This window comes from uncultured Sphingomonas sp. (assembly GCF_934560975.1).
Taxonomy (GTDB): Bacteria; Pseudomonadota; Alphaproteobacteria; order Sphingomonadales; family Sphingomonadaceae; genus Sphingomonas_I.
On record NZ_CAKTFO010000005.1, the window covers coordinates 183,564 to 207,198 of the forward strand.

Annotated in this window: 21 protein-coding genes; 12 read left to right on the forward strand and 9 right to left on the reverse strand. The window is 68.4% G+C overall.

The window, feature by feature from the left end:
- Positions 1-4: 4 nt before the first annotated feature.
- From plsX to Q0D93_RS06250, 5 genes are all read left to right on the forward strand, one after another.
- Positions 5-1,039 carry a phosphate acyltransferase PlsX gene (gene plsX, locus Q0D93_RS06230; RefSeq protein ID WP_294392084.1) on the forward strand — a complete coding sequence of 345 codons (1,035 nt, stop codon included), beginning with the start codon at positions 5-7 and terminating at the stop codon, positions 1,037-1,039.
- Positions 1,036-1,998: a beta-ketoacyl-ACP synthase III gene (locus Q0D93_RS06235; RefSeq protein WP_294392085.1), complete on the forward strand. Its 963-nt coding sequence runs from the start codon at positions 1,036-1,038 to the stop codon at positions 1,996-1,998. The genes plsX and Q0D93_RS06235 overlap by 4 nt, the downstream gene beginning before the upstream one ends.
- A gap of 65 nt (positions 1,999-2,063) precedes the next feature.
- Positions 2,064-2,363, forward strand: coding sequence for an integration host factor subunit alpha (locus Q0D93_RS06240; protein ID WP_294392086.1), 300 nt, complete (start codon positions 2,064-2,066; stop codon positions 2,361-2,363).
- Position 2,364: 1 nt separating this feature from the next.
- Complete coding sequence (locus Q0D93_RS06245) at positions 2,365-2,766, forward strand: MerR family transcriptional regulator (RefSeq protein ID WP_294392087.1); 402 nt, start codon at positions 2,365-2,367, stop codon at positions 2,764-2,766.
- A gap of 84 nt (positions 2,767-2,850) precedes the next feature.
- Positions 2,851-4,182 carry an AAA family ATPase gene (locus tag Q0D93_RS06250; RefSeq protein ID WP_294392088.1) on the forward strand — a complete coding sequence of 444 codons (1,332 nt, stop codon included), beginning with the start codon at positions 2,851-2,853 and terminating at the stop codon, positions 4,180-4,182.
- 1,003 nt (positions 4,183-5,185) lie between these two features.
- On the opposite strand, the gene Q0D93_RS06255 is transcribed toward Q0D93_RS06250, so the two are convergent.
- A complete protein-coding gene (locus tag Q0D93_RS06255) occupies positions 5,186-6,007 on the reverse strand; it encodes a cold-shock protein (protein WP_294392089.1) in 822 nt (273 codons plus the stop codon).
- A gap of 207 nt (positions 6,008-6,214) precedes the next feature.
- Between Q0D93_RS06255 and Q0D93_RS06260 the strand changes: the two genes are divergently transcribed.
- The 6 genes from Q0D93_RS06260 (at position 6,215) to Q0D93_RS06285 (ending at position 10,653) form a co-directional block, all read left to right on the forward strand.
- Positions 6,215-6,832 carry a ribonuclease D gene (locus Q0D93_RS06260; RefSeq protein WP_294392090.1) on the forward strand — a complete coding sequence of 206 codons (618 nt, stop codon included), beginning with the start codon at positions 6,215-6,217 and terminating at the stop codon, positions 6,830-6,832.
- Between the two features lie 5 nt (positions 6,833-6,837).
- On the forward strand, positions 6,838-7,485 hold the full coding sequence (gene lptC, locus Q0D93_RS06265) for an LPS export ABC transporter periplasmic protein LptC (protein ID WP_294392091.1): 648 nt from the start codon (positions 6,838-6,840) through the stop codon (positions 7,483-7,485).
- Positions 7,482-8,042, forward strand: coding sequence for an LptA/OstA family protein (locus tag Q0D93_RS06270; RefSeq protein ID WP_294392092.1), 561 nt, complete (start codon positions 7,482-7,484; stop codon positions 8,040-8,042). Before lptC ends, Q0D93_RS06270 begins: the two co-directional genes overlap by 4 nt.
- Positions 8,043-8,116: 74 nt before the next feature.
- On the forward strand, positions 8,117-8,893 hold the full coding sequence (lptB, locus tag Q0D93_RS06275; protein WP_294392093.1) for an LPS export ABC transporter ATP-binding protein: 777 nt from the start codon (positions 8,117-8,119) through the stop codon (positions 8,891-8,893).
- A 68-nt stretch (positions 8,894-8,961) separates the two neighbouring features.
- Entirely contained in the window at positions 8,962-10,449 is a 1,488-nt protein-coding gene (rpoN, locus tag Q0D93_RS06280) for an RNA polymerase factor sigma-54 (protein ID WP_294392094.1), read from the forward strand.
- A gap of 24 nt (positions 10,450-10,473) precedes the next feature.
- Positions 10,474-10,653 (forward strand): hypothetical protein, encoded by a 180-nt coding sequence (locus Q0D93_RS06285; RefSeq protein ID WP_294392095.1) that lies wholly within the window; start codon positions 10,474-10,476, stop codon positions 10,651-10,653.
- Positions 10,654-11,352: 699 nt separating this feature from the next.
- On the opposite strand, the gene mmsB is transcribed toward Q0D93_RS06285, so the two are convergent.
- The 6 genes from mmsB to Q0D93_RS06315 all read right to left on the reverse strand — a co-directional run bounded on the left by mmsB (position 11,353) and on the right by Q0D93_RS06315 (position 17,360).
- Positions 11,353-12,243: a 3-hydroxyisobutyrate dehydrogenase gene (mmsB, locus tag Q0D93_RS06290; protein WP_294392096.1), complete on the reverse strand. Its 891-nt coding sequence runs from the start codon at positions 12,241-12,243 to the stop codon at positions 11,353-11,355.
- Between the two features lie 134 nt (positions 12,244-12,377).
- Positions 12,378-13,154 (reverse strand): enoyl-CoA hydratase-related protein, encoded by a 777-nt coding sequence (locus Q0D93_RS06295; RefSeq protein WP_294392097.1) that lies wholly within the window; start codon positions 13,152-13,154, stop codon positions 12,378-12,380.
- A gap of 21 nt (positions 13,155-13,175) precedes the next feature.
- A complete protein-coding gene (locus Q0D93_RS06300; RefSeq protein ID WP_294392098.1) occupies positions 13,176-14,225 on the reverse strand; it encodes an enoyl-CoA hydratase/isomerase family protein in 1,050 nt (349 codons plus the stop codon).
- Complete coding sequence (locus Q0D93_RS06305) at positions 14,222-15,364, reverse strand: acyl-CoA dehydrogenase family protein (RefSeq protein WP_294392099.1); 1,143 nt, start codon at positions 15,362-15,364, stop codon at positions 14,222-14,224. The genes Q0D93_RS06300 and Q0D93_RS06305 overlap by 4 nt, the downstream gene beginning before the upstream one ends.
- Before the next feature lie 47 nt (positions 15,365-15,411).
- Positions 15,412-16,368, reverse strand: coding sequence for a DMT family transporter (locus tag Q0D93_RS06310; protein ID WP_294392100.1), 957 nt, complete (start codon positions 16,366-16,368; stop codon positions 15,412-15,414).
- Positions 16,365-17,360 (reverse strand): beta-eliminating lyase-related protein, encoded by a 996-nt coding sequence (locus tag Q0D93_RS06315; RefSeq protein WP_294392101.1) that lies wholly within the window; start codon positions 17,358-17,360, stop codon positions 16,365-16,367. Before Q0D93_RS06315 ends, Q0D93_RS06310 begins: the two co-directional genes overlap by 4 nt.
- A 103-nt stretch (positions 17,361-17,463) precedes the next feature.
- Between Q0D93_RS06315 and Q0D93_RS06320 the strand changes: the two genes are divergently transcribed.
- Positions 17,464-19,206: a DUF885 family protein gene (locus tag Q0D93_RS06320; protein WP_294392102.1), complete on the forward strand. Its 1,743-nt coding sequence runs from the start codon at positions 17,464-17,466 to the stop codon at positions 19,204-19,206.
- Between the two features lie 134 nt (positions 19,207-19,340).
- Here Q0D93_RS06320 and Q0D93_RS06325 read toward each other — a convergent pair whose 3' ends face one another.
- Together Q0D93_RS06325 and Q0D93_RS06330 are read right to left on the reverse strand one after the other, a co-directional pair.
- On the reverse strand, positions 19,341-22,241 hold the full coding sequence (locus Q0D93_RS06325) for a PAS domain S-box protein (RefSeq protein ID WP_294392103.1): 2,901 nt from the start codon (positions 22,239-22,241) through the stop codon (positions 19,341-19,343).
- 83 nt (positions 22,242-22,324) lie between these two features.
- Positions 22,325-23,635: TolC family protein (locus Q0D93_RS06330; RefSeq protein WP_294392104.1), on the reverse strand; the 1,311-nt coding region annotated here is incomplete at its 5' end.

Sequence of the window (23,635 nt, forward strand, 5' to 3'; positions counted from 1 at the left end):
GATAATGCGCGGAGGGCCGTGTCTCGCGATTGACGCGATGGGCGGCGACGGCGGCCCGGCGATCGTGATCGCGGGAGTCGCGCGTGCCCTTTCGCGCAATCCCGCGCTGCGTTTCATCCTGTTCGGCGACGAGGCCCAGCTTCGTGCCGAGGTCGCACGTCATCGCGGTTTGGGCGATGGCGTGACGATCGTCCACGCCGCCGACGTGATCAGTGGCGAGGACAAGCCGACTCAGGCGCTGCGCCGTGCCAAGACCAGTTCGATGGGCATGGCGATCGCGGCGGTGAAGGCGGAGGAGGCGGATGCCGCCATCTCCGCCGGCAATACCGGCGCGCTGATGGCGATGGCCAAGGTGTCGCTGCGCACCATTCCCGGCATCGACCGGCCGGCGCTGGCGGCCTTGCTGCCGACGCTCGGCACGCATGACCTGGTCATGCTCGATCTCGGCGCCAACACGGAATGCGACGCCCGCAACCTGTTCGAGTTCGCGGTGATGGGCGCTGCCTATTCGCGCATCCTCCATGAACTGGACGAACCGCGCGTACGCCTGCTCAACATCGGCACCGAAGAGATGAAGGGCACCGAAACCCTGCGCGACGCCGCCGCCATGCTGCGCGCCGCCGATCATCTGCCGCTGCGCTTCGACGGCTTCATCGAAGCCAATGGCCTCGGCACCGGCGAGGCGGACGTGATCGTGTCGGACGGCTTCACCGGCAACATCGCGCTCAAGACGGCGGAGGGCACCGCCCGCTTCATCGGCGACCTGATTCGCCGCGCCTTCACCAGTTCGCTGCGCTCCAAGTTCGGCTTCCTGCTGTCGCGCCCGGCCATCGCCCTGCTGCGCAGCGGGCTCGACCCCAACACCCGCAACGGCGCGGTCTTCCTGGGCCTCACCGGCACGGTGGTGAAGAGCCATGGCGGCACGTCGGCCGCCGGCTTCGCCAACGCGATCGAGGTCGCGGCCAAGCTGGCGCGCGGCCGCATCACCCACCGCATCGCCGACGACCTCGCCCGCATCCGCGAATCGGTGGCGGCGTGACCGTGCGGGCGATCATCGCCGGCAGCGGGTCGGCCCTGCCCGTCCGCCGCGTCACCAATGACGAGCTGGCGCAGACCGTCGATACGTCCGACGCCTGGATCGTGGAGCGCACCGGCATCCGCGCCCGCCACATTGCCGGCGAGGGCGAAACCACCGCGACGCTGGCGACGGCGGCGGCCCGCAAGGCGCTGGCCGCCGCCGGGATCGACGCCGCCGCCGTCGACCTGATCGTGCTCGCCACCGCCACCCCCGACCAGACCTTTCCCGCCACCGCCACCAAGGTGCAGGATGCGCTCGGCATCGTCGATTGCGTGGCGTTCGACGTGGCGGCGGTCTGCTCCGGCTTCCTCTATGCGCTCAGCGTCGCGGACAACATGATCCGCGGCGGCGGCGCGCGCACGGCCCTGGTGATCGGGGCCGAGACGTTCAGCCGCATCATCGACTGGGAGGACCGCACCACCTGCGTCCTGTTCGGCGATGGCGCCGGCGCGATGGTGCTGACGGCGGAGGCCGACAGCGATCGCGGCATCCTCGCCACCGCGCTCCACGCCGATGGCCGCCACAACCAGTTGCTCTATGTCGATGGCGGCGTGTCCACCACCGGCACGGTCGGCAAGCTGCGGATGAAGGGCTCCGAAGTGTTCCGCCACGCCGTGGTCAACCTCGCCGCCGTGTTGCGGGAGGCGATCGACAAGGCCGGCCTGTCCGTCACCGACGTCGATTGGGTGGTGCCGCACCAGGCCAATGCCCGCATCCTCGACGCGACCGCGCGCAAGCTGGGCCTGCCCGCCGAACGCGTGGTGGTGACGGTGGACGAACATGCCAACACGTCGGCCGCGTCGGTGCCGCTGGCGTTCGACGTGGCGGTGCGCGACGGCCGCATCCGGCGCGGCGACCTGATCGTGCTGGAAGCGATGGGTGGCGGCTTCACCTGGGGCGCTGCCGTCGCCCGCTACTGACGTGTGGCAATCACTTGTTATGGCGACCGGAATTGCGTTAGAGGCCCCAATTCGGGGGGATTGAAATGTCCGAATCGACCACGTTGACGCGCGCGGATCTTGCTGAAGTTTTGCACGGTGATATCGGCCTGCCGCGATCGCAATGCGCGACCATCGTCGAGGACGTGATCAACCACATGTGCGGCGCGCTTGCCAAGGGCGAGAACGTGAAGATTTCCGGCTTCGGCACGTTCGTGCTGCGCGACAAGGCGGAACGGGTCGGCCGCAATCCCAAGTCCGGTGTCGAGGTGCCGATCGCACCCCGCCGCGTGCTCACCTTCCGGGCCAGCCAGACGCTGCGCGACCGGATCGTCCAGGCGGGCTGAGGTGGCGGAGGACGCGACGCCCAAGGGCGCGGGCGCGTTCCGCACGATCGGCGAGGTTTCGGCCGAGCTGAACCTGCCGCAGCATATCCTGCGCTATTGGGAAACCCGCTTTCCCCAGCTGCGCCCGCTCCAGCGCGCCGGCAACCGCCGCTACTACCGCCCCGCCGATGTCGAGCTGGTCCGCCGCATCGACCGCCTGCTCAACCGCGAAGGCTATACCGTCAAGGGCGTCCGCAAGCTGCTGGACGAAGGCACCGCGCCCGCGCCCCTGCCCGCCCCGGAGGCATCATCCGCGCCCGCTCCCACTCCCCCGGCCCCAACAACCGGCCGAGTGGAAGACCTCCGCGCCATCCGCGCCCTGCTGATCGACGCCCTGACCGAAGACGAGCGCCTCTCCGGCTGATCCGCCCTTGTGCACGACGCCATCGCAGAGGCGGGATAATCAGCGCCGCTTGCCGATTCTCCGTACCGTAAGTAGCAACAACGAATGCTGACTCGCATTGAGATTGATGGATTCAAGACGTTCGAAAAGTTCGAACTCGATCTTCGGCCGTTCACGGCCGTTGTCGGGCCAAATGCGAGCGGCAAGTCGAACCTCTTCGACGCCATGCAACTGCTAGCGGCTCTGACTGACCATGACATCCATAGCGCAATGCAAGGTCTTCGAGGTGAGCCGGAAGAATTCTTCCGACAAACTGCCGATACTGTAAGCGATAGAATTTCGTTTGCTGTTGAAGTGCTACTCGATGCCGACGGGACGGATGATTTTGGCCGTGCATATAAGGTTCCGGCGCAGCGTCTGCGCTACGAGTTGACCTTGGGTATGAAGGACGGTCATGATGGCGGCCCCCGCGGCGTGTTCGTTCAGAACGAACACTGCGTTGCGATAAAGCGCGCAGACGACAACGCAGATTATCTGGAATCTCGCAAGCCGAGTTATGGACGGTACACAACACCGTTTATTCGAAGGGATGATAATGGTGACGCGCTACTTGTTCGTCAGGATGGACCCAGCAAGAGCGGCAGTCCAATGCGATTGTCACTTCGCGAGGCTTCCCGCACAGCTTTGTCTACAATTGCCACAGCTGAATTTCCCCATCTTTACGCCTTACGCAAAACTCTGCGCGCGCTTCGTTTCCTGGAAATAAATCCAAATGCTGCACGAAGCGCAAATGATCGATTTGAAAAAACGACGCTTCATCCAAACGCATCAAATCTGGCGGCAGTCTTAAATAGGCTTCGTGATCAGACAAGAACTGCTCGTCGCCCTGATGGCGTGCTTGCTGACATTGCGACTGATCTTTCATCGCTTATACCGTCCGTATGCAACGTGCGCGTGCAAGCTGATGATCAAAAGCAATATTCTTTTAGCGTTGGCTTCGCCGGCGACATGAGCTTTAGCTCACGGGTGATATCAGATGGCACGCTTCGTATTTTGGCACTGTTGACGATCCTTAATGACCCTGATCGGAGAGGGACACTCTGCTTTGAGGAGCCTGAAAATGGCGTGCACGAAGGACGCATTCCTACCCTGATTCAGTTTTTGAGAGCTGCCACTGAGATTGATCCGGACCCCGCTTATCCAACCTTCCAGGTCATACTTAATACGCATTCCCCTAAAGTGATGGCGGCGCTCCAGGACACTGAGATTGTCGCAGCTGATGTTGTTACCAGAATTGATCCCGCGCACGAGCAGGGAACTTCGCGTACGCGGATGCGCTCGGGCGTTAAGCCAAGCGGGGACTTGATTGAGCCGGACCGTTATCTCGTCCGCGCGGAAGTGGACCGACTTCTACAGCGCTCCGGTGACGCTGGATGAGGTATCTTAGCTGGGCAGTGTTCTACGAGGGATCGTCGGATGGGATGTATTTGGATGTGCTGCTTCCAAGGATCGTGAGAGATCTAATCCTTCGAGAAGGGACCAGCCTGGTTGAGGTGGCTGACTTACCTGCTGTTAAGGTCGGCGCCAAAGACCGTTGGATAGATGCAGTAGCAAGGGAGGCATGTGACTTTAGCAAGGCCTTTGATGTCATCTTCGTCCACGCCGACGCGGGTGGTAGAGGCCTAGAGCAGGGTCTAAGCCGCCGTGCGGATGCGTACTGCGGGGCGCTAAGCGAGCGGTGCAATTGGCCTTCTGACAGATGCGTTACCATTACACCGCGGCATGAAACGGAAGCATGGCTGCTTGCCGACGGTGCGGCAGTAACTGACGCTTTGGGCTACAGGGGCGATCCTACCGATGTAGGACTTCCGGCAAATGCACGTGAGGCGGAGCGCCTTGTTGACCCCAAGAACACTTTGAGCACTGCTGTAGGCATAATCTCTGGTCGGCGTAAACGACCGAATATTTATACTATCTTCCCAGCAGTCGCGCAACGACAGCGCCTACATGCCCTCCGCCAGTCGTCATCCTTTCTAGACCTTGAAAATAGCATACGTACATGTTTGCGGTCGTTGCAGTTAATTGGGTAATTGAGGCCATTCTTCTTATGAAAGCCCGCGCCGCTTTGCTTAAGCACGCTACCTCGGGCCCGCTTTCGTGAACAGGCGCCATCTTGGAGAAGAGAGGTCTCAGCTGCTGCGATCTTCACGAACGCCCGCATGGGTCCTGGCCTATCCTGATCCCGGGCCGCTCAAGGCCTTTGCAGGTCCTGTGGCCCCTCAAGGTAAAAAGCCTGATTAGGGCAGTAGGGTAAGTCGCCCCACTCACGGGGCGAAGGACGGTGTCGGCTACAATCTGCCTCGCCCCCAAAAGCCACATACGAAAAAGCCCGGCCTGCCGCGAGGCAGACCGGGCTGATTCTTGCGCCGTGTGGCCGGGTTTAGCTGGCCGGCGACAGGTTCACGGCGGCGTACTTGCCGCGACGGTCGACTTCCAGCTCGAACTCCAGCTTGTCGCCTTCGTTCAGCGTCGGCATGCCGGCACGCTCCACGGCGGAGATGTGCACGAACGCGTCCGGCTGGCCATCGTCGCGCTGGATGAAGCCGAAGCCCTTCATGGCGTTGAAGAACTTCACCGTGCCGCTCGCGCGCTCACCGGTCAGCTGACGCTGCGGGCCGCCGGTATTCTCGGCCGGCGCACGGCCTTCGCTCACCGGGACCACGTCGCCTTCCAGCGCGAGGTTGGTGGCGGACACGCGACCGCCGCGATCGACCAGGCTGAACGCCAGCTTCTGGCCTTCGCCCAAGCCGGACAGGCCCGCCTGCTCGACGGCCGAGATGTGCACGAACACGTCCTCGCCGCCATCGTCACGGACGATGAAGCCGAAGCCCTTCTGGCCGTTGAAGAACTTGACGGTGCCCTTGGCCTCGCCGACGACCTGCGCCGGCATGCCGCGGCCGCCGCCGAAGCCGCCACCACCACCGCCGCCACGGAAGCCGCCGCCGCCGCCGCCGCCACCGAAGCGATCGCCGCCGCCGAAGCCGCCGCCGCCGCCGCCGCCACCGCCGAAGCGATCGCCGCCGCCACCGCCGCGATAGCCGCCGCCACCGCCGCCGAAGCGGTCACCGCCGCCGCCGAAGCCGCCACCACCGTAGCCGCCGCCATAGCCGCCGCCGGATTCGCCGAAGCTGTTGTCTTCGCCAAAACCGTCGCGCTTGTCCCTGCCGCCGCGCTGCCCGCGCCGCCCTCGATCGAAACTCATGCCGTCAAAATCTTCCCGACTTCGCCCCTGTTCATTCAAGTTCGCGTGCGACGGGGGGTCACTCGCGAACGCGGCCCGGACAAGCCATCCCAAGCCAATTTGCACCCTTACAGAAAATTTCAACTCGGGGCGAGCCCTTTTGCCCTATTCTCGCCATAGCCGTTTCCCCGGTTGAGCCGGGTTGCCGCACCGCCTATCTGGCGAGGCATGACGGTTTACTTGCATCAAGAGGATTTGCCGGCGGACGCGCTCGGCGAAGGGCCCGTGGCGGTCGATACGGAGACCATGGGGCTGCTGACCCCGCGCGACCGGCTGTGCGTGGTGCAGATCTCGGACGGCGGCGGGGACGAGCATCTCGTCCGCTTCGCGCCCGGCAGCGATTATGCCGCGCCCAACCTGCGCGCCGTGCTGGCCGACCCGAATCGGCTGAAGCTCTACCATTTCGCGCGGTTCGATCTGGCGGCGATTCGCCATTATCTCGGCGTGGTCGCGGCGCCGGTCTATTGCACCAAGACCGCCTCGCGCCTGATTCGCACCTACACCGACCGCCACGGCCTGAAGGAGCTGGTGCGCGAGCTTTTGGGCCAGGACATTTCCAAGCAGCAGCAATCGTCCGACTGGGGCGCTGCCGAGCTGAGCGATGCGCAAAAGGAGTATGCCGCCTCCGACGTGCGCTTTCTCCACCAGATGCGCACGATCCTGGACGAGCGACTCGCGCGGGAGAATCGGACCCACCTGGCGCAGGCCTGCTTCGATTTCCTGCCGGCGCGCGCCGAACTCGACCTCGCCGGCTGGCCCGAGGTCGATATCTTCGCGCACGTCTGATCCCCATGTCGCAGCTCGCCGAACGGCAACGGCGCAATCGGCGCGAATGGGCGGCGGCCGGGGGCCGGCACGATCGCCTGATCGCGACGCTCCGCATCGTCCTGCCGGTGGCGATCGGCGTGCTCGCCGCATTCCTGGCGGTGGCGCCGCTGACGGTCGGGCGCGACATCAGCTTCGTCCTCTCCAAGGACCGGGTGGACGTGGCGAGCGAGCGGATGCGCGTCACCCGCGCCGTCTATCGCGGCAGTGATTCGCGCGGCGACCCCTTCCGCCTCGACGCCGCCAGCGCGGTGCAGGCCAGTTCGCGCGATCCGATCGTCCACATGAACGCGCTCACCGCCGAGATCGGACAGAGTCGCGGGCCGACCGAAATCGTGGCCCGGCGCGGCCGCTACGACCTGGATACGCAAAGGCTGGCGATCGACGGTCCGGTCAAGTTGAACGGCGCCGGCGGCTTCCATGTCGACACCGCCGACGTGCTGGTCAATCTGAACGACCGCAACATGCGCAGCCGCAAGCCCGTGACCGGCACCATGCCGCTCGGCCGCTTCTCCGCCGACCGGTTGCAGGCCCGCTTCGACGATCGCGTGGTGGACCTGGTCGGTCGTGCCCGCTTGCATATCACGCAGGCCCACGCCAGAGGCGCGCGATGATCCGCGCCCCCGCCTCCGCGCTTTCCGGCCTGTTCCTGGGCCTGCTCGCCGCCACGTCCGCCGATGCGCAGGCGCTGTCGGCGTTGCGCGGCCACAATTCCGATGCCCCGGCCGACATTTCCGCCGACCGGATCGAGTTGCAGGATCAGGCCGACCGCGCCATCTTCAGCGGGCGGGTCCATGCGACGCAGGGCGACCTGACCATGGACGCGGCCCGCATGACGGTCGCCTACTCGCGCCCGCCCACGCCCAATGCCGATCCGCAGATCAACCGCATCGACGCATCCGGCGGCGTCACCGTCACCTCGCCCAGCGAGCGCGCCCAGGGCAGCTACGGCATCTACGACCTCAACCGCCGGCTGATCACCCTGATCGGCAACGTCACGTTGACCCGCGCCGCCAACACGGTGCGCGGCGCGCGGCTGGTGATCGACCTGACCAGCGGCCGCTCCACCATCGACGGCAGCGCCGTCGGCGGCGCCACCGCCGGCAAGGGCGGCCGGGTGACCGGGCGCTTCACCGTTCCGCAGCGGGCCACCACCACCCCACCGCGCTGAACTTATCCGCCGATTACCGGGCCCGCCGCGCAACCAACGCTTGCGCCGGGCCGAAGAGGACATGACGATAGGGTATGACCCAAGCCGCCTTGACCGATCCGGGAAGCTGCCAGACGTCGAACGACGACGGCTGCGGCCTGTCGATCGTCTCCATCGCCAAGAGCTATGACAAGCGCCAGGTGCTGCGCGACGTCAGCCTGGACGTTGCGCGGGGCGAGGTGGTCGGCCTGCTCGGCCCCAACGGCGCGGGCAAGACCACCTGCTTCTACTCCGTCATGGGGCTGGTGAAGCCGGACGAGGGGCGCATCCTGCTAGACGGCAACGACGTCACCGGCCTGCCCATGTATCGCCGCGCCATCCTCGGCCTGGGCTATTTGCCGCAGGAAACGTCGATCTTTCGCGGGCTGACCGTCGCCAGGAACATCATGGCCGTGCTGGAATTGTCGGAGCCGGACTCGGCCGCGCGCCAGCAGCGACTCGACGGCCTGCTCGGCGAATTTCACCTCACCCACCTGCGCGATTCGCCCGCTTTGGCGCTGTCGGGTGGTGAGCGCCGCCGGGCCGAGATCGCGCGCGCGCTGGCCGCCGACCCGTCGATCATGCTGCTGGACGAGCCGTTCGCCGGCATCGATCCCATCTCCATTTCCGACATTCGCGATCTGGTGAAGGATCTCAAGCGGCGCGACATCGGCGTCCTCATCACCGATCACAATGTGCGCGAAACGCTCGACATCGTCGACCGCGCCTGCATCATCTATGACGGCCGCGTGCTGTTCCAGGGCAGCCCCGCCGACCTGGTCGCCAACGAGGACGTCCGCCGCCTCTATCTCGGCGAAAGTTTCGAGCTCTAGGCCATGCCGCGCCCCGCCTCAGGATCCCCTTTCGTCCTGGGCGGCAACGCGGGGCTTGGGCGCGCGCGATGAGCCTCGCCCCCCGCCTCGACCTGCGCCAGACGCAGTCGCTGGTGATGACGCCGCAGCTGCAGCAGGCGATCAAGCTGCTGGCCTTGTCCAACCTCGAATTGGAAGGCGTCATCGCGGAGGAGCTGGAGAAGAATCCGCTGCTCGGCATCGATGGCGGCGACGGCGATGCCGCCCCGACCGAACCTGCCCCCGCCGCGATGGAGAGCGGAGAGGCGATCACCGCCGACCTCCTGGTCGAACATGGCGACGCCACCGCCGACGCCCCGCTCGACGTGGATTATGATGCGGAGACCTTCCACCACGACTCACCCGCCGACATGGCCGGCGGCGCGGGTGCCGGGCTCGGCATGGACGGGCTGTCCGGCGCGCTGCCGGAGGATGGGCCCGACCTCGACGCACTCGCCGCCGACGCGCCCTCGCTCGCCGACCATCTGCTCGCCCAGGCCGGCACCGCCTTCGCGCCGCGCGACATGGTGCTGGCGGGGCAGATCATCGATGCGATCGACGATGCCGGCTATCTGCCCGCCGACGCCCTGCACGACATCGCCCTGCGCCTGAACGTCCCCGATGCCGAGATCGCCCGCGTGCTGGCCGTGATCCAGGGCTTCGACCCCACCGGTGTGGGCGCGCGCTCACTCGGCGAATGCCTCGCCTTGCAGGCGCGCGAGGCGGATCGCCACGATCCCGCCATGGCCTGCCTGCTCGACAATCTGGAGATGCTCGGCCGCGGGCAATTGCCCCAACTGCGCCGGATGTGCGGGGTGGATGAGGAGGATTTCGGCGACATGCTGCGCGAACTGCGCGGCTATGATCCCAAGCCCGGCCTGCGTTTCGGCGGAGAGCGCGCCGCCCCGGTGACGCCGGACCTGTTCGTCGCGCGCGGGCGCAGCGGCGGCTGGTCGATCGAGCTGAACAGCGCCACCCTGCCTCGCTTGCTGGTCGACCGCCGCTACCATGCCGAACTGGCGGCGGGCGGCGATCGCGCGGCCAAGGCGTGGCTGGGCGATTGCCTCGCCAGCGCCAACTGGCTGGTCAAGGCGCTCGACCAGCGCGCCCGCACCATCGTCAAGGTCGCCTCTGAAATCGTGAAGCAGCAGGACGGCTTCTTCCGCAACGGCGTCGCCCACCTCCGCCCGCTGACCTTGCGCACCGTGGCCGACGCGATCGAGATGCACGAATCCACCGTCAGCCGCGTCACCTCCAACAAATATCTGTCGTGCGATCGCGGCCTGTTCGAACTCAAATATTTCTTCACCAGCGGCATCTCCAATGCCGATGGCGAAGGCGTGTCGGCCGAAGCGGTGAAGAGCCACATCGCCCGCCTGATCGCCGACGAAGGCAAGGACATCCTGTCCGACGACAAACTGGTCGAGATCCTCAAGGCCAAGGGCTTCGACATCGCGCGCCGCACCGTCGCCAAATATCGCGAGGCGATCGGCCTCGGCTCCTCCGTCCAGCGCCGCCGACAGAAGGCGTTGGGGTAAGAGGGTGACGCTAGGGATCGCCTTATGCTGATGCTCCTGGCGCTGGCTGCGGCCATCCCGCTGCAGCCTGTCGAACCGATGCTAGATCAGGCCCGATCCATGACCACGATGCAGCTTGCCGATACGCTGCTGTCCCGTATCGTCCCCGCATCGTCGAAAGCATCGTCCATCCGCAAATGCTGGAGCCTCCCGCGCCGTTCGTGACGCAGGTCGATTTCTTTGGTGACGCACGACCCGTCCTTGACAAATGAGAACATATAGGGTACATACCCGACCGTTCCGTGGCATCGGCCGAGTTGCGGGATAAAGCCTGCTCCCCCGCTTCGGCAGGGGAGAACGACCGACGCGGAGTCCTGCTGGTGCTTGAACCAGAAGCTTCGCCCAAAAGAGTCCGTCTCTTCCGCATGCTTCGCGCTGCGGCACGATCCTGTCGGACGCCGCGCATCGGGGCATGCGGGGCGGCGTTCGGAACCTTCGCGGTTCAGGCAGTCATCCGCACGTCCCCCACCGTCACCGGCAGGCGACGGAACGCGTCGGTCGCAACGCTTTGCACGCAAGGCTACTCCAAACCACGCCCCGGCGACTCCGCCAGGGGCGCCTCCGACGTATCCGCGCCGCGGCACCGCAGGCCCCGCCCCGCCCCGCCCGGCATCCTCCCCATAGGGACAGCCAGCCCGCCGCCATCCCGAACCACCACTCGTGCTCCCACACAGGCGGGAGCCCAGGTATCGGGAGGGCGTCGCATGAGGCTGCTCGGCTCCAGCCTGCGCGGGAGTACGGATGTTGTTCCTACCGGGTGGTCCGAAACGCGGCCGCCGAGTCTCTCGGTGCCCTGTCCCCAGCACCACCGGCTTTGCCGCCATGTCAGTCAGCCGACCAGCCGGCGACCCTAGCCGCCCGACATCACGCCCTGCCCGCCCCCTGCAACATCCGCATGATGCCGGAAAAGTCCTTCGCCGCCCCGCCCTGATTGACGAACAACTGGTACAAGGCCTCTGCCGCCGCGCCCATCGGCGCGCTGGTGCCGGTCTCCTGCACCGCCCGCATCGCCAGCTTCAGGTCCTTCAGCATCAGCGCCGCCGCGAAGCCGCCGTCATAGTCGCGGTCGGCAGGGCTGTCCGGCCCTACGCCAGGCACCGGGCAGTAACCGGTCATGGACCAGCTCTGCCCGCTCGCCTCCGACGCGATGTCGTAGAAGGTCTGGGGGTCGAGGCCGAGATTCTGTGCCAACAGGAACGCCTCGCACGTCGCGATCATGGTCGCGCCCAGCAGCAAATTGTTGGCGATCTTGGCCGCCTGCCCCGCGCCGTTCGCCCCGGCATGGACCACCGCCTTGCCCATCCCCGCCAGCACCGGCCGCGCCGCCGCGAACGCTTCGCCCGTGCCGCCAACCATGAAGGTCAGCGTGCCGGCGCGGGCGGCGGCGATCCCGCCCGATACCGGCGCATCCGCCACCTTGTATCCCTGGTCGGCGGCATAGGCGGCGATCGCCCGGGCGGTGGGTCCGTCGATCGTGGAACAGTCGATCAGCACCGCGCGCGTGGGGGCGGCGCCGACCACGCATTCGCGATAGATCTGGTCGACCTGCGGGCCGGCGGGCAACATGGTGACCACCGCGTCCGCCTCCGCCGCCGCGTCGCGCGCCGATCGCGCCAGCGTGCACCCGGCCGCACCGGCCCGCTCCATCGCCGCCTGCGCCAGGTCGAAGGCGTGCACCGCATGGCCCGCGCGCACCAGGCTCGCCGCCATGCCGCCGCCCATGTTGCCGAGTCCGATGAAGCCGATCCGCGCCATGCCGCCACCCTATCCTGTTTGCCCGGCGGGCCGGCGCGGGCCGGATGAACCGGCTTGGGCGCGGCCCGCCCGCCACCAACGGTGGAGGCGGCGATTATCTCCGGCTGTTGCGGGCCCTTCCGGTCAGCACCCGGTCAGCGCCCGCTCCACCGGCCCGGCCGTTTCTCCACGAATGCGGCCATGCCTTCCTTCTGGTCCTCGGTCCCGAACAGGCCGTGGAACAGCCGCCGTTCATAGGCGATACCCTGCGCCAGCCCGCCCTCGAACGCCGTATTGACCATCTCCTTGACCGCGATCGCGGCCAGCGGCGGCATCGCCGCGATCTCGGCCGCCAGCGCCAGCGCCCGGTCAAGCAGCTCGGCCGCCGGCACGATCCGCGCGACCAGCCCGGCGCGTTCGGCCTCGTCCGCGCCCATCATCCGCCCGGTCAGGCACATTTCCATCGCCTTGGCCTTGCCGACCGCCCGCGCCAGCCGCTGCGACCCGCCCATGCCCGGTCCCACGCCCAGCTTGATCTCCGGCTGGCCGAAGCGGGCGGTATCAGCGGCGAGGATGAAGTCCGCCATCATCGCCACCTCGCACCCGCCGCCCAACGCGAAGCCCGCCACCGCCGCGAACCACGGCTTGCGGGTCGCTGTCACCCGCTCCCACCCGGCGAAGTGGTTGCCGGCATACATCGCGGCAAAGCCCTGCGCCTGCATCTCCTTGATGTCGGCCCCGGCTGCGAACGCCTTGTCGCTGCCGGTCAGCACCAGGCAGCGTTGCGCCGGATCGGCGTCATAGGCCGCGAACGCCGCGATCAGGTCGCCCAGCACCTGGCTGTTGAGCGCGTTCAGCGCCTGCGGCCGGTTGATCCGCACCAAAGTCACCGCATCGTGCCGCTCGGTCAGGATCGTCTGATAGTCCGCCACGCCCTTATTCCCCTTTTCCGTTCATGCCCGCACCGGCTCCCACGCCTCGTCGGCAGGCAAGGGCGCGAAGATCGTGTCGAGCATATTGTCGGTCACATCCTCCGGCGTGGCCGGGTTCCAGCGCGGTGCATTGTCCCGGTCGATCAGCAGCGCCCGCACGCCCTCGACGAAGTCGTGCCGCATGGAAACGTGGCACATCACGCCATATTCCACCCGCATCTCGTCCGCGAAGTCGGTGTGGGTCGCGCCCTGGCGCAGCAGGCGCAGCGCGATCTTGCCCGACTGCGGCGACTTGGCGCGGAGCGTCGCCAGCGTCTCGCGCGCCCAATCGTCGCCGTCCGCCTCCAGCGCCGCCACGACCCCTTCCAGCTCCTCGCTGGCGAACAGCCGGTCGATCGCGTCACGATGGCTCAGGATCGCCGCCCCGCCCGGATCAGCGGCGGCGGCATCCAGCACCGCCTGCGCCTCCCGCGGGCGGGCGATCAGGTCCGCCTTGACCCGCTCCACCGCCTCTGCCGCGACATGATGGGTGGCCAGGCCCAGCGCCGTCACCTCCGCCCCGTCCAGTCGCGCGGCGGTCAGCGCCAGATAGGCGCCGATCCGCCCCGGCAGGCGCGACAGGTACCAGCCGCCGCCGACGTCGGGGAACAGGCCGATCGTCGCCTCCGGCATGGCGAACAGGGTCCGCCCGGTCGCGATCCGGTATCTCGCCGGCAGGGCCAGGCCGACGCCCCCGCCCATCACCACCCCGTCCATCACCGCCACCACCGGCTTGGCGAAAGTGAACAACAGGTGGTTCAGCTGATATTCCGCGCGGAAGAAGGCGCGCGCCGCCACTCCGTCGCCTGCCGCGCTCTCCGCCACCGCGCGCACATCCCCGCCCGCGCAGAAGCCGCGCCCCTCGGCATGGTCGATCAGCACCAGCTCCACCGCCGGATCGCCGCGCCACGCCACCAGCGCATCGATCATCGCCCGGCACATCGGCTCGGTCAGCGCATGCAGCGCCTGCGGCCGGTTGAGGCGGATCCGCCCCACCTTGCCCTCGATCAGGATCAGAACCGGCTCGCTCACGCCTTCAGCATCTCCCGCGCGATGATGACGCGCATGATCTCGTTGGTGCCTTCCAGGATGCGGTGAACGCGCAGGTCGCGGAAAAAGCGTTCGATCGGATAATCCTGCAAATAGCCGTAGCCGCCGTGCAGTTGCAGCGCGCGGTCGACCACCGCCATGCCCGTGTCGGTGGCAAAGCGTTTGGCCATCGCCGCGAACCTGGTGCGGTCCGCCGCGCCCTCCGTCACCTTCACCGCCGCCGCATAGAGCAGGGCGCGCGCCGCCTGCAGCTCCGTCTCCATGTCGGCCAGCGCGAATTGCGTCGCCTGGAAGTCGGCGATGGCGCGGCCGAACTGGCGACGCGCCTGCGTATAGCGCATCGCCTCGTCCAGGCAGCGTTGCGCGCCGCCCAGCGAGCAGGCGGCGATGTTGAGCCGCCCGCCGTCCAGCCCGGCCATGGCGATGCGAAAGCCCTCGCCCTCCGCGCCGATGCGGCTGGCGACGGGCACGCGCACCCCGTCGAAATTGACCTGCGCGGTGGGTTGCGAGCGCCAGCCGAGCTTGCGTTCGTTCGCGCCGAAGCTGACGCCCGCCATGTCCTTGTCGATCACCAAAGCGGAGATGCCGCCCGCCCCCTCCCCGCCGGTGCGGACCATGGTGACGTAGACCTCGTTCTCGCCCCCGCCGGAGATGAAGGCCTTGCTGCCGGTCACGATATAATCGTCGCCGTCCCGGACCGCGCGCGTGGTCAGCGCCGCCGCATCCGATCCCGATCCCGGCTCGGTCAGGCAATAGGAACCCAGCCGCTCCGCCGTCACCATGTCGGGCAGATAGCGGCGCTTCAGCTCGTCCGAACCGAACCGGTCGATCATCCAGCAGGCCATGTTGTGGATCGAGAGGAAGGCGCTGGTCGACGGGCAGCCATGGGCCATCGCCTCCATGATCAGCGCCGCCTCCAGCCGCCCCAGGCCGATCCCGCCCGCCTCCTCCGACACGTAGATCGCCCCGAAGCCGAGGTTTGCCGCCGCCTTCACCACGTCGCGCGGGAAATGGTGGCGTTCGTCCCACCCGGCCGCGTACGGGGTGATCGCATCGGCGGTGAAACGCTGCGCCATGTCCTGGATGGCGCGCTGATCCTCGGTCAGGTCGAACTGGGTCATTGTCTCGCCCTTGGATCGTTTCAATGGAAACCATCCAAGCGGGGGAATCAAGCCGCCTGACCTCGCTTCGGCGCGGCCGCGTCACCCCGCGCCCGCATCGCCAGCACCAGCCCCACCAGCACCAGCATACCCCCGGCCCCCGCCGTCCCGGTCCAGCGATAGCCTTCGAACAGGGTCGAAAAGCCCATCGCGATCACCGGGATCAGCACGTTGACATAGCCGCCGCGCGCCGCGCCGATCCGCCGGATCAGGGTGAAATACAGCGTGAACGCCACCGCCGACGCGACGATGCCGAGGTAGAGCAGCCCCGCGACATAGCCGGCGCGCAGCTCGAACACCGGCGGCCCGGACGTCGCCCACGCCATCGCCGCATCCAGCAGCGCGCCCCAGCCCATCCCCCACGCCAGCAGGGTCGCCATGGTGAAGGCGCGCGCCCGCCGGCTGCCCTGCAACACGTTGCCGAACGAGGCGAACAGCACCGCCACCACGGTGAAGCCGATCCCGCGCACCACATCGTCGCGGCTGCTATCCGCCGCGCCCAGCTCGTGCGCGAACAGCAAGGCGACGCCCAGCATCGCCACCGCCGATCCGATCAGGAACGGCCGCGACAGCCCCTGCTTCAGGAAGAGGCGCGCGAACACCGCGTTGAACGGCACCAGCAGCGAGAACAGCACCGCCACCAGCCCGGAGGTGATGTGCAGCTCGGCCAGGTAGACGAGGTTGTAGTTGATCGCGAAGGTGAACAGCCCCATCGCGATGGCGATGCCATGCCCGGTACGATCCATCCTCAGCGGCGCCCGCATCGCCAGCGCCACCCCGAACATCGCCACCGCCGCCACCGCAAAGCGATAGGTGACCGACCAGGCGGTCGGCACCGGCCCGAACTGGCTGTGGATCGCCAGCCAGGTCGATCCCCAGATCAGGGTCACCAGCGCGAACGGCAGCGCGATCCGCCCCTGCGTGCCCGCATCCAGCGGCGGTGTGCCCGTCGGGGTCTTCGTCACAGGGCGGCGATGGCGCGGGCCAGCGCCGCGACTTCGTCCGCCGGGCTGGCCCAATGCGTCACCAGCCGGACCTCGCCCGCCGCCCAGTCGTAGAAGTCGAAGCCGTCGGCCCGCAGCGTCGCCGCTTCCTCCGGCGTCATCCGCAGGAACAATTCGTTGGCCTGCACCGGATGGATCAGCCGCGCGCCCGCCGCCCCGGCCAGCGCCTGCGCCGCGGCGTTGGCGGCGCGCGCCGTGTCCAGCCACACGTCGTCGTCCAACATCGCGTGGATCTGCGCCGCCAAATAGCGGCCCTTGGACAGCAGGTGCCCGGCGCGCTTGCGGCGCCGCCGGGTGGCGTCGGCCAGCTTGGGGTCGAAGAACACCAAAGCCTCCGCCGACATGCCGCCATTCTTGACGAAGCCGAAGCTCAGCACGTCCACGCCCCGCGTCAGCTCCGCCGCCGTGCAGCCGAGGTGCACCACCGCATTGGCGAAGCGCGCCCCGTCCATGTGCAGGCCCCAGCCGCGCGCCTTGGCCAAAGCCGCCAGCGCCGCCACCTCGTCCGGCGTGTAGACGCAGCCATATTCGGTCGCGTTGGTGATCGACAGCGCATGCGGCTGCACCCGGTGGACGTCGTCGGCGATCGCATCCGCCACCGCCGCCACGCTGTCGGGCGTCAGCTTGGCGCCCTCGCCGTCCGCCAGCAGCAGCTTGGCGCCATGGGTGAAGAATTCCGGCGCGCCGCATTCGTCATTCTGCACGTGCGCGTCGCGGTGGCAGATCGTGCCCCCGTAAGGCGGGCACAAGGCGGCCAGCGCCAGCGCGTTGGCCGCCGTCCCGGTCGGCACCCACAAGGCCGCGACCTCCTGCCCGAACAATGCCGAAAAGCGCGCGGCCAGCCCCCGGCTGAGCGCATCGCCGTCATAGGCGGTATCCACCGCATCGGCGGCGGCCATGGCCTTCAGGACGGCGGGGTGGACCGGTGCGGCATTGTCGGAAAAGAAGCGCATGGTTGGCGCTTGGGGCCGGGCGAGGGGCCAAGTCAATCGCGGCTTTGCGCGCCCGCCGCGCCACGGGCTTGGCAGCGCCGCGTGGTTCGCTACGCTGCCGGTCATGCGATCCTTCCTGCTCGCGCTGTCGGCCAGCGCCTTCTTCGTCCCGGCGATTGCCGCGCCCCTCCCCGCCGATGCCCGGTTCAAGGCGATCTACACCAGCGAGCAGGCGTGGCGCGAAACGCAGGAGTCGGGCGGCGAGGACAATGATCGCGTCGCGGCCCACCTGCCGGACGTGCGCCCCGCCGCGCAGACCGCGCGGCTTGCTTATCTGCAAGGCGTGCTGAGGCAGCTGGACGCCTTGCCCAAGGCCAGCCTGGGGCAGGCGGCGGCGGTGGATTATGCCGTCTACCGCTTCGACATCGAACGGCGCGTCGCCGCACTCCGCACCCGCGATTACGAGATGCCGGCCAATTCCGACAGCTCGCCGTGGGGCGACCTTGGCTATGTCGCGCGCGGCCAGTTCCGCACCGAAACCGATTATCGCAACTGGATCACCCAGCTGCGCGAGGTGCCGCGCTTCTTCGACGATCAGATCGCCAACATGCGCGCCGGCCTCGCCCGTGGCTGGACCCCGCCGCGCATCACGCTGGAGGCGCGCGACGCCGCCATCGCCCAGGTGGCCGACGCGAAGTCGCCGGAGGACAGCCTGCTCTTCCAGCCCTTCCGCACGATGCCGGCCAACATCCCTGCGGCGACCCAGGCCGCACTGAAGCAGGAGGCGCGCGCCGCCATCACCGGGCAGGCCCAGCCCGCTTACGCCAAGCTGCTCGCCTTCTTCCGCAACGACTACGTACCGCATACGCGCACGACCCTGGCGGCGGACGCGCTGCCCGGCGGCACGGCATGGTATGCCGACCAGATCCGCGCCTTCGCCACCGTCGACCTCTCCGCCGACCAGATCCACGCCATCGGCCTGGCCGAGGTCGCCCGCATCAAGGCGGAAATGCAGACCGTGATGCGCGAGACGGGGTTCAAGGGCGACCTGCCCGCCTTCCTCACCTTCCTGCGCACCGACCCGCAATTCTACGTCACCACGCCCCAGGCGCTGCTCGATCGCGCCGCCTGGACCGCCAAGCAGGTCGACGCCAAGGTCGGCCTCTACATCGGCCACCTGCCGCGCCGCCGCTTCGCGATCGTGCCGGTGCCCGACGACATCGCGCCCTTCTACACCGCCGGGCGCGGCGGACCCGGCCAGTATCTGGTCAACACCTACGACCTGAAGTCGCGCCCGCTCTATCAGCTGCCGGCCTTGACCCTGCACGAAAGCGCGCCCGGCCACGCCTTCCAGATGCCGCTCGCGGCCGAGAACAAGGGCCAGCCCGCCTTCCGCCAGCACCTCTATATCTCGGCCTATGGCGAGGGCTGGGCGCTCTATTGCGAGCGGCTGGGCGACGAAATGGGCATCTACGCCACGCCGTATGAGCGGTTCGGGATGTTGAGCTACCAAATGTGGCGCGCCGGCCGGCTGGTGGTGGATACCGGCATCCACGCCAAGGGCTGGACCCGCGACCGTGCGCAGGCCTTCCTCCGCGACAACACCGCGCTCAGCGAGCATGAGGTCACGACGGAGGTCGACCGCTACATCAGCTGGCCGGGGCAGGCCTTGTCCTATTATCTCGGCATGATGGCGATCCGCGACGCCCGCGCCAAGACGGAGCGCGCGCTGGGGGCCAAGTTCAACGTCCGCGCCTTCCACGACGTGGTGCTGGACCTGGGCTCGGTGCCGCTGCCGATCCTCACCGCCCGCATCGACCGCTTCATCGCCGACGGCGGCAAGGGCCCCTATCCCGACGAGGAGTGACCGGACACCCTCCGCCCGTGCTCCCGCCTGCGCGGGAGCACAAGGACGTTGCGCGACGGGTGGAACAGGCTCCGGCGGAAGCAAGGGCGGCCGCTGCTCCCCGTCCCTCTACTCGCCCCTCTCCATGTCCGACCCTAGCCGACCCGCACGTTCAGCAGGCGGGCGACCTTGCGTTGTAATTCGCCGCCGAGGAACGGCTTCTGCACGATCCTTTCCTCGCTGACGCCGGCGATCGCGGTCAGGTCGGCATAGCCGGTCGCATAGACGATCATGATGTCGGGCCAGCGTTTGGCGACCGCCGCCGCCAGCTCCGCGCCGTTCATGCCAGGCATGGCGAAATCGACCACCATCATGTCGCACTCGCCGCCCTTGCCGGTCAGCCATTCCAAAGCGGAGCCGCCGCTGCCCGCCTCGACCACCTCCGCGCCCAGCCCGCGCAGCACGGCGGCGGTGATCTCGCGCACCGGCGCGTCGTCGTCCACCACCAGCACGCACCGCCCGCGCACATCGCCGTCCTGGTCCGGCGCGGCATGGTTCGGGCCCACGCGGGGCACCCGCCGCCGGTCCTGCGCGCGCGGCAGGTAGACGCGCACGCTGGTGCCGCGCTCCTCCTCTGTCTCGATCGCGACGCCCCCGCCCGATTGCTTGGCGAAGCCGTAGACCTGGGGCAGGCCCAGCCCCGATCCCTTGCCCACCGGCTTGGTGGTGAAGAACGGCTCGAACGCGCGTTCCAGCACCGCCGGCGGCATGCCGCTGCCCGTGTCGGTCACCGCGATCAGGACATAGTCGCCGGGCGCGGGCTCCTCGGGTCGGCGGGGCGGGCCGAGCGTCACATTGTCGGTCTCCACCGTCAGCGAACCGCCCACCTCCATCGCGTCGCGGGCGTTGATCGCCAGGTTGAGGATGATGAGTTCGATCTGGGTCGGATCCACCAGCGCCAGCCACAGGTCCGGCCGCAGCCGGGTATCCAGCTTCACCGATCCCCCCATGGAGCTTTGCAGCAGGTCGCGCATCCCCGCCACCGTGCCGTTGAGGTCGATCGGCCGCGCCTCCAGCCGCTGCCGCCGTGAGAAAGCCAGCAATTGCGCGGTCAGCGCCGCCCCGCGCTCGGCGGCGGTGCGGATGTAGCCCAGCCGCTTGCGCGTCCGCTCGTCCAGCCCCGCTTCCTCCGCCGCCCGCGTCACCAGGTCGACATTGCCCAGCACCACGGTCAGCAGGTTGTTGAAGTCGTGCGCCACGCCGGAGGTGAGCTGGCCGATCGCCTCCAGCCGCTGCATCTGGCGCAACGTCGCCTCCACCCGCTCGCGCTCCTCCATCTGGGCCGACAATTGGCGGTTGGTCGCGGCCAGCTCGCGCGTGCGTTCGGCGATGGCGCGTTCCTGCCCCTCCGACGCCAGGTGAACGTCCGTGGTGTCGACGTCGCAGCCGACATAGCCGACGAAGTGGTCGTCGGTGTAGCGCGGCCGCGCCTCGCAATGCAGCCAGCGCACTTCCCCGTGGCGGTCGATCACCCGGACGTCGCGGGTAAAGGGTTCGCGCGCGGCGAAGGCCCGGTCGAAATCGCCGGAAAAGGCGGCCCGGTCGTCGGGGTGGATGATCTGCTGCCAGCCCCCGCCCATCAGTTCGTCGATCGCGCGGCCGAACATCTCCTCATGCCAATGGTTGGCGAAGATCAGCGCGCCGGCCTGGTCGCACATCCAGATCAGCGCCGGCGCGCTGTCCGCCAGCGTGCGGAAGCGTTGCTCGCTTTCGCGCAGCGCCTCCTGCTGCAGCTTGCGGGGCGTGATGTCCAGCACGGTGCCGATCGCGCGGATGCAGGCGTTGGTATGCGGATCGAAGAAGCCCCGCCCCCGCGCGGACAGCCAGCGGACCACATTGTCCTCGCGCCCGATCGTCCGAAACTCGACGTCGTAGGGCGCGGCCTGATGGGGGTCGAGCGTGCCCGACAGCGCCCGGCGCGCATCCGCCAGGTCGTCGGGATGCACGCCGCGGAAGAAGTCCTCCAGCGTCACGGCCACGCCCGGCGCGATCCCGAACATGGCGCGCGTGCGGTCCGACCAGTCGACCGTCCTAGCCACCAGGTCGACGTCCCAGGTGCCGATCTCCGCCACGTCGGCGGCGAGTTCCAGCGAGCTGCGGCTGAGCGTCAGCTGCGCCTCCGCCCGCACCCGCTCGGATACGTCGTTGCCTTCCACGAAGATGCCGGTAACCCTGCCCTGGTCGTCAAACATCGGCTGGCAGATCACGTCCAGCAGGTGCTCCGCCGCCTTGCCGCCGACCCCACGCAGGCGGAGCGGCACGGCCCGGCCGGAAAAAGGCTTGCCGCTCGCGACCACCTCGTCCAGCAGATCCGCCACCCCCTGCTCGGCAAGTTCGGGCAGCGCCTGTTGCAGGGTCAGGCCCACCACCTCGCGCCCGCCGACCAGCCGCAGGTGCGCGGCATTGGCCAGTTCGAACACATGGCCGGGCTCGCGCAGCACCGCCATGAAGCTGGGCGCCTGCTCGAACATCTGGGCGAGCCGGTCACGGTCGGCATGGGCGCGGCGTTCCGCGCGGACCCGCTGGGTCGTGTCCGTCACCAGGCACAGCACGCCGCCGATCGCCCCGTCATCCTCGCGCACCGGCGAATAGGAGATGTCGAAACACACCTCCTCGCCATAGCCCGCGCGCTCGATGTAGAAGGGACGGTCCTTGGCGCTGACCGCCTCGCCACCATGCAGCACCCGGTCCAGCATCGGCCGCAGGTCGTCCCACAGCTCCGCCCAATATTCGCGCGCTGGGCGGCCGAGCGCGGCCGGATGCTTCACCCCAATCGTGGGGGCATAATCGTCATTGTAGAGCGCGACATAATCCGGGCCCCAGAACAGCACGATCTCCGTCCGCGCCGCCAGCATCATGTTGAGCGTGCGGACCAGCGTGGGATGCCAGCCGGCAGGCGGCCCGAGCGGCGTGTTGCCGTCGAGGGCGGCGATCAGCGCCCCCACGGCGCTGCCCGGCGGAACCCACAATCGTGGTGTCGGCTGCTGGTCCGCCATGCCTACTCCCCCAAGCTACCCCTATCGAAATCGTAGCTTGGCGGCGATGCGAGGGGAAGGCGGGATGACGCTGAAGACGCCGTTTACCGACCGGGAATGGTGGCGCCGACCGTGCGGGGACGCTCGTCCACCGCGGGTACATCCTGCCATCCGCCGCCGAGCGCGCGGAACAGGGTCACCTGTGTCTGCCCCAGCGTCGCGTCCGATTCCGCCTGCGCGGCGCGGGCGGAGATCAGGTCACGCTGCACGTCGATCTGCTCCAGCTGGCTGATCGTGCCGTAGGTCAGGCGCACCCCGCTCAACTGATAGGCGCGCTCGCTGTTGGCGACCGCCTGGACCAGCGCGCGGTTGCGCCGGATCTCCGCGTCATAGCCGGCCAGCGCGCGCTCCACCTCACCCAAAGCGGTCAGCACCGTGCCGTCGAACCGCGCCAGCGACGCGCGCGCCTGCGCCCCCGCCTGCTCCATCCGGGCGCGGGCGGCGGCGATGTTGGGGAAGAACCAGCTGATCAGCGGCCCTACCCCGAACGACAGGCCCTGCCGCGACGTCGCGCCGGACAGCGACGTGCCGATCGCATTGGCCGATCCACCGAGCGAAATGGTCGGGAACAGGTCGGCCGTGGCCAGCCCGATGCGGGCCGTGTCGCCCGCCAGCGTCCGCTCCGCCGAGCGCACGTCCGGCCTGCGCGCCAGCAACGCCGCGCCGTCGCCGACCGGGATCGGACGAACGAGGCGCGGCGCGGCGCGGCAGGCGAGCGCGGCCTGCGGCACCTGCGACGCCGGCCGGCCCAATAGCACCGACAGGTCCGCCAGCGCCTGGTTGCGCAGCCCCTCCAGCTGTTCGGCCTGGGCGCGGGTCTGCTCCACCAGCACGCCCACCCGGCTCAGTTCGTAGTCCGATCCCGCGCCCAGATTCACCTGGCGGCGGGTCAGTTCGTAGCTTTCCTCCACCAGCGCGGTCGACTGGCGCGCGACATCGATCCGCCGGCCGAGCAGGCAGGCGTCGAAATAGGCCTGGGTGGTGGCCGCCGCGACCGTCACCCGCGTCGCGTCGCGCGTCGCCTCCGCCGCCGCCACGTCGGCCCGCGCCGCCTCCAGCGATCGGCGGATGCGCCCGAACAGGTCGACCTCGTAGGACAATTGAAAGCCGCCGCGATAGATGGTGCGGGTGCTGTTGATGTTGGCGGTAGTGCCGGTCGCATTGCCGCTGCCGCCCGTTCCGGTGCCGCCCCCGGTCCCGGACCCGGTGCCGCCGCCCGATCCCGTGCCCGTGCCGGTCCCGCCGCCGTTGCCGATCGCCCCGTTGTTGCCGATCGCGGCGCCGAGCCCGGTCTGGCCGATAGCGCCGCGACCATAAGTGATACCGCCCGTCACCTGCGTCGTCGGCAGCAGGGC

What these genes read in the sequence shown, in the direction of transcription:
- plsX (WP_294392084.1), top strand. Translation starts at nt 5, where the DNA reads ATGCGCGGAGGGCCGTGTCTCGCGATTGACGCGATGGGCGGCGACGGC.
- Q0D93_RS06240 (WP_294392086.1), top strand. Translation starts at nt 2,064, where the DNA reads ATGTCCGAATCGACCACGTTGACGCGCGCGGATCTTGCTGAAGTTTTG.
- Q0D93_RS06250 (WP_294392088.1), top strand. Translation starts at nt 2,851, where the DNA reads ATGCTGACTCGCATTGAGATTGATGGATTCAAGACGTTCGAAAAGTTC.
- Q0D93_RS06255 (WP_294392089.1), bottom strand. Translation starts at nt 6,007, where the DNA reads ATGAGTTTCGATCGAGGGCGGCGCGGGCAGCGCGGCGGCAGGGACAAG.
- Q0D93_RS06260 (WP_294392090.1), top strand. Translation starts at nt 6,215, where the DNA reads ATGACGGTTTACTTGCATCAAGAGGATTTGCCGGCGGACGCGCTCGGC.
- lptC (WP_294392091.1), top strand. Translation starts at nt 6,838, where the DNA reads ATGTCGCAGCTCGCCGAACGGCAACGGCGCAATCGGCGCGAATGGGCG.
- Q0D93_RS06270 (WP_294392092.1), top strand. Translation starts at nt 7,482, where the DNA reads ATGATCCGCGCCCCCGCCTCCGCGCTTTCCGGCCTGTTCCTGGGCCTG.
- lptB (WP_294392093.1), top strand. Translation starts at nt 8,117, where the DNA reads ATGACCCAAGCCGCCTTGACCGATCCGGGAAGCTGCCAGACGTCGAAC.
- rpoN (WP_294392094.1), top strand. Translation starts at nt 8,962, where the DNA reads ATGAGCCTCGCCCCCCGCCTCGACCTGCGCCAGACGCAGTCGCTGGTG.
- Q0D93_RS06285 (WP_294392095.1), top strand. Translation starts at nt 10,474, where the DNA reads ATGCTGATGCTCCTGGCGCTGGCTGCGGCCATCCCGCTGCAGCCTGTC.
- mmsB (WP_294392096.1), bottom strand. Translation starts at nt 12,243, where the DNA reads ATGGCGCGGATCGGCTTCATCGGACTCGGCAACATGGGCGGCGGCATG.
- Q0D93_RS06305 (WP_294392099.1), bottom strand. Translation starts at nt 15,364, where the DNA reads ATGACCCAGTTCGACCTGACCGAGGATCAGCGCGCCATCCAGGACATG.
- Q0D93_RS06315 (WP_294392101.1), bottom strand. Translation starts at nt 17,360, where the DNA reads ATGCGCTTCTTTTCCGACAATGCCGCACCGGTCCACCCCGCCGTCCTG.
- Q0D93_RS06320 (WP_294392102.1), top strand. Translation starts at nt 17,464, where the DNA reads ATGCGATCCTTCCTGCTCGCGCTGTCGGCCAGCGCCTTCTTCGTCCCG.
- Q0D93_RS06325 (WP_294392103.1), bottom strand. Translation starts at nt 22,241, where the DNA reads ATGGCGGACCAGCAGCCGACACCACGATTGTGGGTTCCGCCGGGCAGC.